We start from the raw sequence: 14,419 nt of genomic DNA on the forward strand, positions 1-14,419 counted from the left end.
GAAAGAGATAAGATCGTGGCAATCTTTACTCATGGCGCCACGGCTGCCAGCACTTGTCCGGCATCGATGACATCTCCCACCGTTACTGTCACCGCCGAGACGATTCCGGGTGAGGAAGCACGAAGGGCAGTCTCCATCTTCATTGCTTCTACGACCGCGACGACATCACCTTCCGACACCCGCGTTCCAGTCTGCAGCACTGCCAGCACGGTTCCCGGCATCTTCGATGTGATCTCTCCGTCGCTGAGATCGGAATCCTTTGCTGTATAGACTTTCTCGTCCACCTTCACGGTCCAGCCACCAACGCACACCCATGTACCGGTGCCGACTCCGAGGCGCCCAGCGGTGGTTGTCAAACCATCGGCGACCAGACTGAGTGTCACCTCGTCTGTTCCACCCCTGACGACCACCGAAATGTTCCGGCCGTCGGCGGCGACAATCCAGTGGTTGCTTCGTTGTGAGATGACGGTTGTCGGCACGACGCGGCCGTCGGCAATGAGTTCGCGTCCGATCGGGTCGGATCCCAACTTGCGCAATGTCTCTCGATGTAGTCCGTGGGGGCCGGTCCATGACGACCCGGTGACCGGCGATTGTTCCTCGACGGAAGTCCACACCATCGCAACAGCAGCGGCGGTGGCCTGGAGCTCTGCAGAATCCGGGATCAACCGAGTGAGGTGCTCGTCGACGAAGGAAGTGTGAATGTCATCCGCGCGCACAGCCGGTGTCGCCAAGAGAAGTCGGAGGAAACCGATATTCGAGGTTCCACCGAAGTAACTCGAGTCGGCCAAAGCTCGGTCCAATGATTCCAGTGCGGTTGACCGCGTCGGACCGCTTGCTATGACCTTTGCGATCATCGGATCGTAGAACGGCGGAATGCTGCCGGCACCCTCGAAAGCACCGTCGATGCGAACCCCCGACGGCCAGGCTATGTCCACGGAATGTGAAGGTGCGGGCCGAAACCCGTTCGACGGATCCTCGGCGTAGATTCTGGCTTGCACCGCGAAACCCCGCAGCGCGATATGGCGCTGCTGTAACGGCAAACGGGCGCCGAGGGCGATGTCGAGTTGCAGTTCGACGAGATCGACGCCGGTCACTTCCTCGGTGACCGTGTGTTCGACTTGTAGGCGCGTGTTGACTTCGAGAAAGTAGTAGCGGTTTTCGGCGTCAACCAGAAATTCGACGGTTGCCGCATTCACGTAGCCGACGCCTCCGAGTAGTCGCAGAGCGTCGTGCTGCATGGCTCCCAGGACCGATTCGGGGACAGAACTTGCCGGTGCCTGCTCGATGATCTTCTGGTTCCGACGCTGTAGGGAGCATTCACGGGTGAAGAAGTGAACTCCTGTACCGAAGGAATCGAAGAGGACCTGAACTTCGATGTGACGCGGACGCTCCACCAGCGTTTCGATCATCAGGTCGCCGCGGCCGAAGTTCCTTTCGTTCAAACCGATTGCAGAGGTGATGACCTCTCGTGCGTCATCACCCGGATGTAGTCGAACCATCCCCTTGCCGCCGCCCCCGAACACCGGTTTCAGCAGCACCGGCACGTCGAGAGATCGAACGTGACCGAGGACGGTATCGGGATCGGCGCTTGCCTCGCCCCACGCGGTGAGAGTCGGGATGCCGGCGTCAGCGGCGGCCTTCTTCGCTCTTGCCTTGTCTCCGAGTAGAGCGATGGATTCAGCGGCCGGACCGACGAATGTCAGACCTGCAGCGACGACGGCTTCAGCGAAATCGGAGTCTTCGGAGAGGAATCCGTAACCCGGGTGCACGGCATCGCAATCCGCGGCCAGCGCGGCCGCAATGATTTGATCCGAATCGGTGTAGGACTCCGAGGGGATGTCTCCGTCCAGAAGCACGGTGTGATCGGCGAGGCGATGCCACTGTGCGTGTGAATCGACGGGGGAGGAGATCGTCACTACCGACATGCCGAGACGACGGGCCGTGCGCGCGATGCGCGTGACGATTTCACCCCGATTGGCGATGAGAAGTCGAGTCATGTTCTCACATCCTGAAGACGCCGAAGCGCGTTGTTCCGTGATTGCGGGGAAGCATGGACAGCGCGAGTGAAACCCAGGATCGCGTGTCGACCGGGTCGACGATCGCGTCAACCCATAGCCTGGATGCGACGTACACCGACTCGCCCTGCCGGTCGTAACCTTCGCGTATCGGCCGTTTGATTTCTTCGATTTCCTCTTCCGTGAGCGGAGTTCCGCGTGTGCGCGCAGATTCGATCTTCATCAATGCCATCACCGACGCTGCTTGCTCGGAACCGACCACGGTGGTCTTCGCGTTCGGCCACACGGCCATGAAGTCAGGACCTATCGAGCGTCCGCACATCGCGAGATTTCCCGCCCCGTAGCTTCCGCCGATGACGATGCTGAGCTTGGGAACCCTGGCGCAGGCAACGGCATTGACCAGTTTCGCGCCGTGTTTGGCGATACCTTCCGCCTCGTACTGCTTCCCGACCATGAATCCGTTGACGTTGTGCAGGAACAACAATGGGATGTCTCGTTGTGAGCACAGTTCGACGAAGTTCGCGGCCTTGAGGGAGTCCTCCGAAAAGAGCACACCGTCGTTCATGATGACCCCGACGGTGTACCCCTCGATGTGGCCGGTCCCGCAGACGATGGTTCGGCCGTAATTCGCTCGGTACTCGACTAATTCGCTGGCATCGAGCAGGTGGGCCAGAACGTCGCGCGCGACGATCGGGGTTTTCGAGGAAGCCGGGATCACCGTGTCGAGCTGCTCGGGGGAGTGAAGAGGTGGTCGCGGAGATCGTGACGGCGCCCGTACCTCCCGTCGATGACCGCGGGCGACGATGTCGGCGATCATGCTCAGAGCCTCGATGTCGTCGTTGGCGATGTGATCGACGACGCCGCTGATCACCCCGTGCACGTCGGCGCCGCCGAGCTCTTGCGGTTCGACGTCGACACCGGTTGCAGCCTTGACCAACTGAGGGCCGCCCAGATAGACGGTGCCGGTACCGCGGACGATGACGGTCTCGTCGCACATCGCTGGGATGTATGCACCTCCAGCCGTGCAGGAACCCATGACTGCTGCGATCTGAACGATGCCGTCTGCCGACATTTCGGCGATGTTCTTGAACATCTCGCCGAAATGGTGCTCGTCGGGGAAGATCTCGTCCTGCATCGGAAGGAAAACACCTCCGGAATCGACGAGATAGACACACGGCAGCCTCAGCCGACGAGCGACGGATTGCAATCGCAGTTGCTTCTTGACGGTCAGCGGGTAGTAGGTGCCGCCCTTGACGGTGGCGTCGTTCGCGAAGACGGCGCAGAGTGAGCCGCGGATGAGCCCTACGCCCGTGACCAGACCAGCCGACGGGAGTTGCTCGTCGTACACCTCGAATCCGGCCAGTTGTCCGATCTCGAAGAACGGGGACTGCACGTCGAGAAGAGCATCGATGCGTTCGCGAGCGGGCAATTTGCCGCGAGCCCGGTGCTTGGCAACCGACCGCTCGGGTGCCCCGTGAACGGACAAGTGTTGGGCGTCCGCAACTCGCTCGCGAATTTCCTTGTATGCCAGTAAGTTTTGCTCGCGGGTACCGGGGTCGAGTTGTGCGGTGCGTTCAATGACGGGCATGGGACGTACCTACTGTCGGTTCGGAGGAAGCTGTGCGGAGGGAGAATACGAGCGCAGTCGCTGCTGCAGTGATCAGTGCGACGATTGCTGACCACACGCGTTCATCGGATGCGAGAGGTCCGACTACAGAGGCGAAGCCGGCAATTCCCTGCTGTACGAGTCCGCAGTACGCGACGGCGATGGCTCCGCCTTCAGCAAAATGCGTCACTGCTGATGCTGCCGAGTTCGGGAAGAGAAGCGATTGCCCAAATGTCAATGCGATGTATCCGAGCAGGAAGACCGCGAGCAACGGCGTGGAACCGAGTGGGGGATACCAGCAGAGCATGAGGACGAGGCCGGCAAGCAGCATGCACAGCGCACCTCGACGCATCAACTTCTCTGAACCGACGGTTGTGGCCCTTCGATTGACGTAAAGCGCGCCGCTGAAGTAGGCGGTTCCGTAGAGGATTCCGAAGGCTCCGAATGCCCACGGTTGCAAGTCGAATCGATCGCTGAACAGGAAGGGGCTCGATTGCTGCACAAGGACTATCGCGCCGAAACCCAGGCCCCCCGCAATGGCTGGTTTGTAGAACCGGGGTGTCAGGACTATGGCATTCCACCGAACAACGCGTTCGTTGTTGTCGCGGACTGTGGTGTTCTCGGTCCTCAGTGCCACCGCAGCGAGTGCTGCTCCGAGTACTCCGAGCACGCCGAAGCCGGTTCGCCACGAGGTGAACGACGCAAGAGCGCCGCCGATCAGTTGGCCACCGCCCAGTGCCACCACAAATGCCATCGACAACAGCGACAAGCGGCTAGCCAACTCCGAACCGGTGAACTTGTCCTTCACCATCATTCGCACGATGATGGCCGCACCTCCTGCTCCGATGCCTTGAACGATCCGGCCGATCAGTAGTACGGCGGCGCTCTGGACCAAAGCCAATGCAATGCAGGCGATCACGAACAATACCAAGCTGGACAACAGTGCCGTCCTGCGTCCGAGTCGATCTGCCAACCGCCCCCACACGACCACCGGAAGTGCGGCACTGATCACGAAGAGTGTCACCGACCACTTCACCACGGAATCTTCGATGCCCAGATCCGTCGCGATCTTCGGCAGTGAAGGGAGGTAGATGGTCGTGGCCATTTGTGCTGTCAACACGACGGCACAAGCCAGCGGTGTCACTGCGACAGTGCGGTCGTCGCTCATTCCGTGACACTTCGTAGGACGTCGGCGAAGCGCTCGATCGTTGCATGTGGAAGGTCCGCCCGAAGCATCAGTCTCAGCCCGGCTTTGCCCCGGCCGATGACAGGGAAGAAGACCGCCGATGTGTAGAAACCGCTAGCCAGCAGTTTCTGTGCTGCGGTGATGGTTTGTTCTTCCTCGTGGAGCGTGACGAAGCGGATCGGGAGTCCATCGCCCGATGCCGGCGTGTCGACGAGCGAATCGAACAGTTCGACAACCCTGCGAAGTTGCCGCTGCCGCTTGTCGACCTCTCCGCTGCGGTGGAGCTCCACGGACGCCGCAATAGCACCCAGCCCGGCTACGTTCACACGCTGCGACCACGTCAACGGGCCGCCGTAGCGAAGTGCGAGATCACGATTTCGACTGCCCCCGTTCCGGCCGAGTGCGATCGCACCGCCGGAAGCACCGAATCCCTTGTTCAGTGATGTCAGCAAGAATGTTCGATCATTGAGGCTGCCGATGAGATCCAGGACCGCGCCACGCCCGTTGTGTCCGATGACCGAGGTGCTGTGCGCCTCGTCGAGAACGAGAATCAGTCCGTATTTGGCCTGTAATGCAAACAGTTCGTTCAGGGGCGCCTTCCCGCCTGTGCTGTAGACGGTGTCCGCCACGTATGCCACCTGAGAATTTGTTCGGCAAAGACTTTCGAGTTCATCGACGTCGTCGTGCCGAATGGTCACGATCGTCGTTTCGTCGGCGACGCTCGCCTTCATGGCATTGAGGCAGAAGTGTGCGTTCTTGTCGAACACCATGAGGGGAGGTTCACCGCCGGTGAGCAACCCGGACGCGACGAGGGGGAGCAAGCTCCACGCAGCGTTTGCGGCGGATCCGAGGGTGAGCACATGTGCGTCAAGCAGTTCGCTCAACGCGGCCTCTGTGTCGTCGAGAAGGCTGGAGTGGACTCTCATCCGCGAGATGGAACTGTTCAACGTTCGTTCGCGCTCGAGAGCGGCGATCGCACCCGAACGAATTCGGTCGTCGGTGTCGAGCCCCAGATACGAGTACGTGGAGAAGTTCTCGAATTCGTATCCTTGGATCGTCCGGTGTTCGAAACCTGCGACGCGATCGGCGGTGATATCGGCCAGACCCTCACTGACTGCGCGATCCCAGAATGGGTTGCTCAAATCAGCAGCACGCCTGAGGTTGGAGTACAGATTCCTATCTTTCAAGCTCTCGGCAACCGTCATTTCGCGGCTGGTCCCTTCACTGGATTCGATTGCGGAATTACTGCGTTGATGCACTGAGATGCATCATCGTCAGTTGACATCGCTCATTGAGAACGAAAGACAATTCGATGTCAAGCATTACGGAATCGAGACGCCGAGAAAAAGGAAGAAACCCTATGGTTTGGAACTAGTTGAATCTGTAACTTAAGGCGTTGTTGCAGTTCAGAGACGGTGATGATTTATCGCGATTTCCCGTGATAAATCGGATAATGCCGTGAGTCACAGACTTGTGTGCACTTCCGCGTGATGTTCGAAGAATATTATGATCCGCATGCGTCAAAGGGTTGGCACGGAAGCGATAAGGCTTCTGTCTCATATTTTTCGAGGATCTCGTGGAGGTTCGGCAATCAGGCGATCCTGTATCTGGAATCGATTTTCTTCTTAATGAATTTCAAAACGTGTTAGGTCCGCTTATCGAATTCTTTACTCGGAGTATGGATGATCCGGTAATGATTCATCCTCGTCGCGACCACTTGCCGCGCAGAAGCATCAGTGCGGTAAGGGTGAGGCCCCATCCGATCGTGGACAGTGCGACGCCCACGCCTGCCTGTCCGGTGACATCAGTACTGGCGTCGATGCTGAATGCTCTGTGGTGAATCCTGCAGCAGTGCCGGCAGCGGCCGTCATACCGCCGGCCTTCATCCATCGCGAGCAATGTGCGGAACCGAAACACGCCAGAATCACTGTCAGTCCACAGGCGACGACCTGCCAGGTGGGGAACTGTGTCGGGGCAGGCAGGCCGGGGCCGCGGAATCCGCCTTTGTAGTCGGCTGACCAGCTGAGCCAGCCCACACAAGACAGAAAGCCCAGTGCAAAGGCCAACAGGCCGGTGCTCCACAGTCCGAGTGAGCCCGATCCCGTGTGCCCGCCGCCGAGGACGGTCGTGGAGTGCTCCAGGCCAGTTCGTTCCGAACGCCAGATTGTCCAGATGATGCTTGCGCCGATAGTTGTGGGTACGCCGACGAAGATGAATGCAATCCAGAGAAACTGCGGCCAGGAGAACTCGAGATCGACAGTCATGATCGGAGTATGCGCGAACTTCGAATCCTGTGCGCCCATCTACCGATCTGGCGAGTTGCGGGTCAGCCTTCCTCGACCTTCTCCACATGTGTACTTGCCGGGTCCAGGTCGATATTCCGTGCGTTGATCAGTCGAAGCCTGGGCACCGGATCGCCCGTGGTGTCGTCGATCAAGGTCGAGTGTGGCTCACCGTCATCGAAGGCGTGGCGCTCTCCCCACTGTCGCAGGCTAATGATCACGATGAACAGATCCATACCGCGTTCGGTCAGGATGTACTCGTTGCGGGTACCTTGCGCGTTCGGTTGGACTTCGAAGATTCCCTGCTCGACAAGGACTTTGAGCCTGTCCGTGAGAATGTTCTTTGCGATGCCCAGGTTTCGTTGAAACTGACTGAATCTCGATGACCCGTCGAAGGCGTCACGCACGATCAGCAGCGACCATCTGTCGCCGATGATGTCGGCCGCTCGGGCCGTCGGGCAGTGCGGGTCTGTCCATTGTGCGCGATCCGGCATCGAGTTCCTCATTGGTTGCGTTTTGAAACTGTATTGACGTAACCTCCAAATGGTATCAAAACGCAACCAAGTTGAGGTGGAAGTGACTGCACGTCATGCTGTCGAGAACGCGCGGGGCAAGTTGAAAATGTCTCGCGGACTTCGCCTGTTGCTCGCAGTGCTCTGCGGGGTCTCGGTAGCCAACATCTACTACGCACAGCCGCTCCTCGGGCAAATAGGCTCGGATCTTTCCATTCCTCCGGCCGGCCTCGGTTTCGTAGTCGCACTCGCCCAACTCGGTTATGTGGTGGGGTTGATCGTGTTGGTGCCATTGAGCGATCTCGTGAATCGAAAGAAATTGATCGCAATCCAGATCGTCGCTGCTGCAACGGGAACGATGCTTGTTGCTCTGGCCACCATGAATCTGCAGCTGTTGATCGGGATGGCGGTCGCAGGCACGTTCTCGGTAGTTGTTCAAGTCATAGTTGCCTATGCTGCGGCAATCAGTGACCCGGACGAGCGGGGCGCAAACATCGGTGTCATCACCAGCGGCGTTGTCGTCGGCATCATCCTCGCTCGGACTGTCGCCGGCGCAGTTGCGGATCTGGCAGGCTGGCGGGCGGTCTACGCGGGATCCACTTTCATTTCGGTACTGGTCGCGGCCGTCGCGCTGACGATGCTGCCGAAAGATCCTCGTTCGCAACACGATAGGCGTTCGTACGTGCGTGCAATGGGGTCTGTCGTGACGTTGACGCTTACGAACCGACTGTTTCGCACCCGGGCCCTGATCGCCTTGTTCCTTTTCGCGTCCTTTGGTGCTTTGTGGAGCGGAATGGCCCTGCCGTTGAGTGAGGAACCATGGCGGTTGTCGACCACACAGATCGGGCTCTTCGGAATCGCAGGATTGGTTGGAGCATTGGGCGCGGTCGGTGCCGGTCGGTGGGCCGATCAAGGCAAAGCGCAACGCGTCACCGGGGCGTCGTTGGTCGTTCTCTTGCTGTCGTGGGTATTCAACGCGCAGGCGACGCACTCGCTGGTGTTACTCGTTGTCGGTGTTGTTGCGTTGGACTTCGCCGTACAGGCTGTTCATGTCACGAGCCAGAATCTGATCGTCGCGAACACACCGGAATCGTCGGGGCAGATCATCGGTAGTTACATGGTGTTCTATTCGTTGGGCAGCGCGGCTGGGGCGGTTTCCACCACTATGGTTTTCGACGCGGCAGGGTGGGGCGCTGCAAGTATTCTCGGCGGCGCCTACGCGTTTGCAGCCTTGATCGCATGGACGATCGATCGATTGCGGACCCGCAACACTCTAGGGAGTTGGGAGCCACGTCCTGGCCGCGACGACCAAGGCGTTCACACCGATGGTCAGGGTCGGCTCGATCACGGGAGCGTAGTGCGGAGAGTGGTTCGACGGCACGGTTCGCAAAGCCGGATCAGTCATGTCACCTGTCGTGAACAGTGAAGGGTCGGTACCGCCCAACAGCCAGTACGACAGTGGCGCACCGGCACTGGTCGCGAGAATGCCGACATCTTCACTACCTGCTCCCGCACCGGGATCGAGAATCTTGTTCGTCCCCAACCATTCGGCAAACGCATCGAGTGTCTTGTCCAGCGCTGCCGGATCATTGACGACGATCGGAAAGTGCTCCGTCTCTGTGATGGTCGGTGAGGTGGGTGCACCGGCGGTGGCCGCTTCGCCCCGGACGATGCGGTCGACGCTGTCCAGGATGCGCTGACGCACACCTGCGTCGTAGCTGCGGATGTTGAGTTGCAGTTCTGCTTCGCCGGGAATGACGTTGGCGGCATCTCCAGCATGGATGGAGCCGACGGTGAGGACAGCTGTGGCAGTACTCGGGACCTCGCGTGAGATGACAGTTTGCAAACGCAACACGGTTTCGGCTGCCATGACCACGGGATCGACCGAGTTCTCCGGCATAGATCCGTGGGCGCCCTTTCCGACCAGTCTCACACGAAGTGAGTCCGATCCCGCATACGAGGGGCCGGCGTGCCCGGCGATCGTGCCTGCCGGTAGCGGCGATACATGTTGTCCGAGAACGATGTCGGGCCTCGGGAATCGCTCGAACAGTCCGTCGTCGACCATGGCTTGCGCACCCGCGCCAAGTTCCTCAGCCGGTTGGAAGACGAGGACAAGAGTGCCAGACCAGGTCGTCGTATCCTGAGAGAGGATCCGGGCCGCACCGAGTAAGCAGGTCGTATGCAGGTCATGGCCGCACGCGTGGCTGACCGAGACGGTCTTTCCCTGATCGTCGGTCGTTGTCACGGTACTGGCGTAGTCCAATCCGGTTTCTTCCCGAACCTGGAGGGCGTCCATATCCGCACGCAGCAGCGCTGTGGGGCCCGCTCCGTTCTTCAGGACTCCGACGACTCCGGTAGTCCCGACACCGGTGGTGGTGTCGAATCCAAGTGCTGTTAAATGTCTTTCCACCAGACTGGATGTTCGTTGCTCGTGAAACCCCAGTTCCGGATGGCTGTGGAGGTCCTTGTACAGGTCGATCAAATCCAGATCCACGGCGATCGTTTCGTGCACTGACGAGGTCATGAGTGTCCTCTCGGTAGCGTCTTTTCAGGCTAACCGGGATGACGGGTCGGTAAACAGGACCTTAGGTCCCACGGTGCCGGTGATGCGGAGTCTGGTGCTACGGCACGTAGAACGATGTGACACCTGGGGTGATGATGGATCCGGCCACGGACAGCACGGCAACAGCGACTTGACCGGTCCCGGTCTGCACGATCGCCTCTGCTGGGACTCCGTTGAGACCGTCCGAGAGCCGAGCGGAGCCGGAGGCCCCGGTCGAAAGGTTCAGCCAGCGCACTTCGGACGAGAGCAGGCATCCCCACCGGCCTTCCTTGCCTCCGGTGATCGTCACCGTGCCGGGTTGTTCACCGACGACAGCTACGCAGCGGACGGCCGGCGCGTCGAAGCTGCCGTTCGGGTTGCCGTACGGCGCAGGGTTGACCTGGAATGGAATGGTCACCGCGGCGGATGCGAGCGCTACCGACGTCAGAGTAGAAGCGATCACGACGGATGTGCAGACGCTCAGTCGGCGAACGAGATTCATCACGGAGGCCTCCAGCCATGTCCAGGTGATTTGCTTGTCTTCCCCGACGTAACGTTTTGGTCGTAGCTTCCCTTCTTGCATCGCCGCATTGAAGACGACAGCCTCACCATATCCGGTTGCACAGGAGAATTCAGGTACTCGTCGCTATTCGCTACATGTGGCGGCCTCAGATGCCGTCCGTCGAACCGCCTCTGCCGTCGTCGAAGCACGTACTACGGCAACCGGTGTTCCGGCTGCGGGATCGAAACTCCAGTCCTGCCGATAGGACTGGAGTAGATCTGGATCTGTGATCATCGCACCTGGCGACAATCGCTGGGCGAGCGTGTTCAAAGCGTCGACATTGACCATGATCTGGTTTCAGCCTTCCGCTCCGAGATGTGAAACTCATTGTGTCCAAGGCATGTCCGTGGACCCGAGAGTTGAAAGTCAGTATCTCGAGTGCGGTTGAGATCCACCGAATATGGCGTACGTCATATGTTGCTGAGGTCGGTCAGTACCTGATCGAAGGCGCCGGTACGTCCAGGTGTCACTACCTTCTGAAACAGTGTCAGGACACATTCGTCAAGGGCGTCCGTTGCCGTGAGGGTTCTTCTGGCGACGGTACTTCTAGCGGACCATCGGCCACGTTCCATGTGTGCCAATGCGATTCCGTCACGCCGGGCTGTTGCCTTTCGGCCCGATGAATGAACGAAGAGGTATGTTCTGCCCGCGATATCGACTTCGCACAGCTTGTTCTTGCGGCGCATGGCCTTGGGCTTCTGGTCGATCAGGGTCCCGATCGTTCCGTCGGACAATCGAAGTGATGCAGGTCGGCCTTTGCGGAATGTGAGCCTGGATCGATCCTGCTCGGCTGTTGACGATTTCCTCTTCCGCCCGCCGGCAACGCTCTCCGATCCGTCGTCGGATGCGGGAATCAGTTCGCCTTGAACGTTCCCCGACCGATCGAATATCGATACGGCCGAACCACCTTCGGCGAGGTTGACGAACCAGCCGGTCTCTGTAGGGGTGTTCCATTTCATGTAGATGATTATTCTTCATCAGTGCCGAGGAACATCAGCCGACAGCCCGAGACGAGGATCGCGGTCAGGATTCGACAGTCACCTCGACGACGCCATCGTCGCCGTTGAAGCGAACTGCCGGCCAGTACCCGTCCATGAAATGCAAACCGCACGAGTCTGTCAGACGTTGACAATCGCTTCGACGGCCAGACGGTGAAGAGCCTGGTGATGCTCGAAGGCGTGGCGTAGGCGGGGAAGCATGCCGCGTACAAGGGCGCCGAGCGTTTCGTCGACGATGCCGAAGCTGGGATTTGTCCTCACGTGAGCAGCGTAGACATCGAAGAAGGCAAGCCGCGATTCTGCTGGGGCGGGCACAACGCCCGACCCGTGGCAGGAGCCGTTCTTCGCCAATCCACTCGCAATGTCCCGCTGACTGGGCATCCGGAACCTTCTGCGCCGCGACTGCCTTAGCGTTCTACGTCGATAACCACGTGAAGGGATTTGTTCAATGGCGAAGAATCAGGCACCCCCCGCGACACAAGCCAAGGACATCGTTGTCGATCTACTGGTGATCGGGTCCGGTACCGGCATGGCTGCCGCCCTCACCGCGAACGAGCTCGGCTTGTCCACGCTGATCGTGGAGAAGACGCAGTACGTTGGCGGTTCGACGGCGCGGTCCGGTGGAGCGTTCTGGATGCCTGCCAACCCGATCTTGGCGAAAGCCGGTGCGGGCGACACCGTCGAGCGCGCGAAGACATACGTGCGTTCGGTGGTCGGTGATACTGCCCCTGCCCAACGTGGGGAGGCATTCGTCGACAACGGTGCGGCCACCGTCGACATGCTTTACCGCACGACGCCCATGAAGTTCTTCTGGGCCAAGGAATACTCCGATTACCACCCCGAACTGCCGGGAGGTAGCGCCGCCGGACGTACCTGCGAGTGCCTGCCGTTCGACGCGTCGGTACTCGGCGCGGAACGCGGTCGCCTGCGGCCCGGTTTGATGGAAGCCGGACTGCCGATGCCGGTGACAGGTGCGGACTACAAGTGGATGAACCTGATGGTGAAGAAGCCGAGCAAGGCTTTCCCTCGCATCATCCGCCGCCTGGCGCAGGGCGTTTACGGCAAGTACGTACTCAAGCGTGAATACATCGCAGGCGGTCAGGCGCTCGCCGCCGGCCTGTTCGCAGGTGTGGTCCAGGCCGGTATCCCGGTGTGGACGGAAACGTCGTTGGTTCGGCTCATCACCGAAGATGGCCGCGTAACGGGTGCAGTTGTGGTGCAAGACGGACGTGAAGTGACGGTGACCGCTCGGCGTGGTGTCGTTCTGGCAGCCGGCGGGTTCGACCACAACATGGAGTGGCGCCACAAGTACCAGTCGGAGAGCCTCGGTGAGCACGAGAGCCTGGGCGCAGAGGGCAACACCGGCGAAGCGATCGAGGCAGCACAAGAGCTCGGCGCAGGTATCGGATCGATGGATCAGTCGTGGTGGTTCCCCGCGGTGGCAAGCATCAAGGGCCGCCCGCCGATGGTGATGCTCGCAGAGCGTGCGCTGCCAGGCTCGTTCATCGTCGACCAGACCGGTCGTCGATTCGTGAACGAGGCGACGGACTACATGTCGTTCGGCCAGCGCGTGCTCGAACGGGAAAAGGCCGGAGATCCGGCCGAGTCGATGTGGTTTGTTTTCGACCAGGAGTACCGCAACAGCTACGTGTTCGCAGGCGGTATCTTCCCTCGTCAGCCGCTTCCGCAGGCATTCTTCGACTCCGGCATCGCGCACAAGGCGAGCAGTCCGGTCGAACTTGCCCGCAAGATCGGTCTTCCCGAGGAGGCTTTTGCCGAGTCCTTCGAGAAGTTCAACGAGGCCGCTGCTGCCGGTAGCGATGCGGAATTTGGTCGCGGCGGAAGTGCATACGATCGGTACTACGGCGACCCGACAGTGTCCCCGAACCCGAACCTGAGGAAGCTCGACACGAGTGCCCTCTACGCGGTGAAGATGACGCTCAGCGACCTCGGCACCTGCGGCGGTGTGCAGGCAGACGAGCATGCACGCGTGCTTCGTGAGGACGGCAGCGTGATCGACGGCCTGTATGCGATCGGCAATACTGCGGCCAACGCATTCGGTCACACCTACCCGGGCGCCGGTGCAACGATCGGCCAGGGGCTGGTTTACGGATACATTGCCGCTCACCACGCAGCCGAGAAAGTAGCTTCGACTCAGCAGTAGATCCACTAGGCAACAGATCGCCGAACGGGAGATCAGCACGCGTTTCCGATGCCGGGAACGTGCACTGGTCTCCCGTTCGGCTTGTAGGAGCAATGCCGCCTGTATGTCCCATCTCGGTAACGCTGACGCGCCAGGTGACCAAGACGCGGTATCGTCTCCAGAAGTGACATGGGGCACTGGCGATTGTTCGAACAGATGCCATCAACCGAAGGCGCGCCTGATATCGACCGGTCGGGTCGAATGCGCAAAAACAGGTATGTACCCAGGTAATTCAACCGTGGTGTGGAGCGTCGTGAAGCGACAGCGTATGAGGTGATTCCTCATCCGCAACGCAAGGATCTCCATGTTCCACCCCCTTTCCGACCATCCGGGTAGACACCCACCCTGTCGATCTTCGAATGAGAAGCCTTCGGTTTGTTCCGGCATTCGTAGTCCTCGATCAACGATCGATTCAGGCACTGCCTCGATGTAGAACCCGTATCTCCTGTGCTGTCACCAGGAGATGCAGACCTGCGGGTCTATGCGCGCGCTCGCGTTCGAGAGCGGTCACCG

The 14,419-nt window shown here is 59.9% G+C and carries 11 protein-coding genes and 1 pseudogene; 2 read left to right on the forward strand and 10 right to left on the reverse strand.

What is annotated here, in order from left to right:
- Nucleotides 1–29 precede the first annotated feature (29 nt).
- From RhoBH5_RS18580 to RhoBH5_RS18605, 6 genes are all read right to left on the reverse strand, one after another.
- On the reverse strand, nucleotides 30–1,997 hold the full coding sequence (locus RhoBH5_RS18580; protein ID WP_256520438.1) for an acetyl/propionyl/methylcrotonyl-CoA carboxylase subunit alpha: 1,968 nt from the start codon (nucleotides 1,995–1,997) through the stop codon (nucleotides 30–32).
- A 4-nt stretch (nucleotides 1,998–2,001) separates the two neighbouring features.
- Nucleotides 2,002–3,603, reverse strand: coding sequence for a carboxyl transferase domain-containing protein (locus RhoBH5_RS18585; RefSeq protein ID WP_064443218.1), 1,602 nt, complete (start codon nucleotides 3,601–3,603; stop codon nucleotides 2,002–2,004).
- Nucleotides 3,590–4,789: an MFS transporter gene (locus tag RhoBH5_RS18590; protein WP_007726452.1), complete on the reverse strand. Its 1,200-nt coding sequence runs from the start codon at nucleotides 4,787–4,789 to the stop codon at nucleotides 3,590–3,592. Before RhoBH5_RS18590 ends, RhoBH5_RS18585 begins: the two co-directional genes overlap by 14 nt.
- Nucleotides 4,786–6,012, reverse strand: a complete 1,227-nt coding sequence (locus RhoBH5_RS18595) for an aminotransferase class I/II-fold pyridoxal phosphate-dependent enzyme (RefSeq protein ID WP_270008654.1) — start codon at nucleotides 6,010–6,012, stop codon at nucleotides 4,786–4,788. Before RhoBH5_RS18595 ends, RhoBH5_RS18590 begins: the two co-directional genes overlap by 4 nt.
- A 528-nt stretch (nucleotides 6,013–6,540) precedes the next feature.
- Entirely contained in the window at nucleotides 6,541–7,071 is a 531-nt protein-coding gene (locus tag RhoBH5_RS18600) for a hypothetical protein (RefSeq protein ID WP_270008655.1), read from the reverse strand.
- A 62-nt stretch (nucleotides 7,072–7,133) separates the two neighbouring features.
- The gene (locus RhoBH5_RS18605; RefSeq protein WP_270008656.1) at nucleotides 7,134–7,583 is read right to left on the reverse strand and encodes a winged helix-turn-helix transcriptional regulator; all 450 of its coding nucleotides are present in this window, start codon (nucleotides 7,581–7,583) and stop codon (nucleotides 7,134–7,136) included.
- 127 nt (nucleotides 7,584–7,710) lie between these two features.
- Between RhoBH5_RS18605 and RhoBH5_RS18610 the strand changes: the two are divergent.
- A pseudogene (locus RhoBH5_RS18610) lies at nucleotides 7,711–8,808 on the forward strand (MFS transporter); the annotation flags it as partial.
- Between the two features lie 66 nt (nucleotides 8,809–8,874).
- Here RhoBH5_RS18610 and RhoBH5_RS18615 read toward each other — a convergent pair.
- The 4 genes from RhoBH5_RS18615 to RhoBH5_RS18630 form a co-directional block, all read right to left on the reverse strand.
- A complete protein-coding gene (locus tag RhoBH5_RS18615; RefSeq protein WP_270008657.1) occupies nucleotides 8,875–10,125 on the reverse strand; it encodes an amidohydrolase in 1,251 nt (416 codons plus the stop codon).
- Between the two features lie 97 nt (nucleotides 10,126–10,222).
- Nucleotides 10,223–10,645: a hypothetical protein gene (locus RhoBH5_RS18620; RefSeq protein ID WP_007726468.1), complete on the reverse strand. Its 423-nt coding sequence runs from the start codon at nucleotides 10,643–10,645 to the stop codon at nucleotides 10,223–10,225.
- 470 nt (nucleotides 10,646–11,115) lie between these two features.
- A complete protein-coding gene (locus tag RhoBH5_RS18625) occupies nucleotides 11,116–11,664 on the reverse strand; it encodes a hypothetical protein (RefSeq protein WP_270008658.1) in 549 nt (182 codons plus the stop codon).
- 159 nt (nucleotides 11,665–11,823) lie between these two features.
- Nucleotides 11,824–11,964 carry a hypothetical protein gene (locus RhoBH5_RS18630; protein WP_156519461.1) on the reverse strand — a complete coding sequence of 47 codons (141 nt, stop codon included), beginning with the start codon at nucleotides 11,962–11,964 and terminating at the stop codon, nucleotides 11,824–11,826.
- A 187-nt stretch (nucleotides 11,965–12,151) separates the two neighbouring features.
- On the opposite strand from RhoBH5_RS18630, the gene RhoBH5_RS18635 reads away from it, so the two are divergent.
- Nucleotides 12,152–13,867, forward strand: a complete 1,716-nt coding sequence (locus RhoBH5_RS18635) for a 3-ketosteroid-delta-1-dehydrogenase (protein WP_270008659.1) — start codon at nucleotides 12,152–12,154, stop codon at nucleotides 13,865–13,867.
- The last annotated feature ends 552 nt before the right edge of the window (nucleotides 13,868–14,419 follow it).

The organism is Rhodococcus sp. BH5, from assembly GCF_027583855.1.
GTDB lineage: Bacteria > Actinomycetota > Actinomycetes > Mycobacteriales > Mycobacteriaceae > Rhodococcus_F > Rhodococcus_F qingshengii.

Bases quoted from the DNA above. Each gene is read 5' to 3' on its own strand.
- RhoBH5_RS18605 (WP_270008656.1), bottom strand. From the start codon at position 7,583: ATGCCGGATCGCGCACAATGGACAGACCCGCACTGCCCGACGGCCCGA.
- RhoBH5_RS18620 (WP_007726468.1), bottom strand. From the start codon at position 10,645: ATGAATCTCGTTCGCCGACTGAGCGTCTGCACATCCGTCGTGATCGCT.
- RhoBH5_RS18600 (WP_270008655.1), bottom strand. From the start codon at position 7,071: ATGACTGTCGATCTCGAGTTCTCCTGGCCGCAGTTTCTCTGGATTGCA.
- RhoBH5_RS18585 (WP_064443218.1), bottom strand. From the start codon at position 3,603: ATGCCCGTCATTGAACGCACCGCACAACTCGACCCCGGTACCCGCGAG.
- RhoBH5_RS18580 (WP_256520438.1), bottom strand. From the start codon at position 1,997: ATGACTCGACTTCTCATCGCCAATCGGGGTGAAATCGTCACGCGCATC.
- RhoBH5_RS18615 (WP_270008657.1), bottom strand. From the start codon at position 10,125: ATGACCTCGTCAGTGCACGAAACGATCGCCGTGGATCTGGATTTGATC.
- RhoBH5_RS18635 (WP_270008659.1), top strand. From the start codon at position 12,152: ATGGCGAAGAATCAGGCACCCCCCGCGACACAAGCCAAGGACATCGTT.
- RhoBH5_RS18590 (WP_007726452.1), bottom strand. From the start codon at position 4,789: ATGAGCGACGACCGCACTGTCGCAGTGACACCGCTGGCTTGTGCCGTC.
- RhoBH5_RS18625 (WP_270008658.1), bottom strand. From the start codon at position 11,664: ATGAAATGGAACACCCCTACAGAGACCGGCTGGTTCGTCAACCTCGCC.
- RhoBH5_RS18595 (WP_270008654.1), bottom strand. From the start codon at position 6,012: ATGACGGTTGCCGAGAGCTTGAAAGATAGGAATCTGTACTCCAACCTC.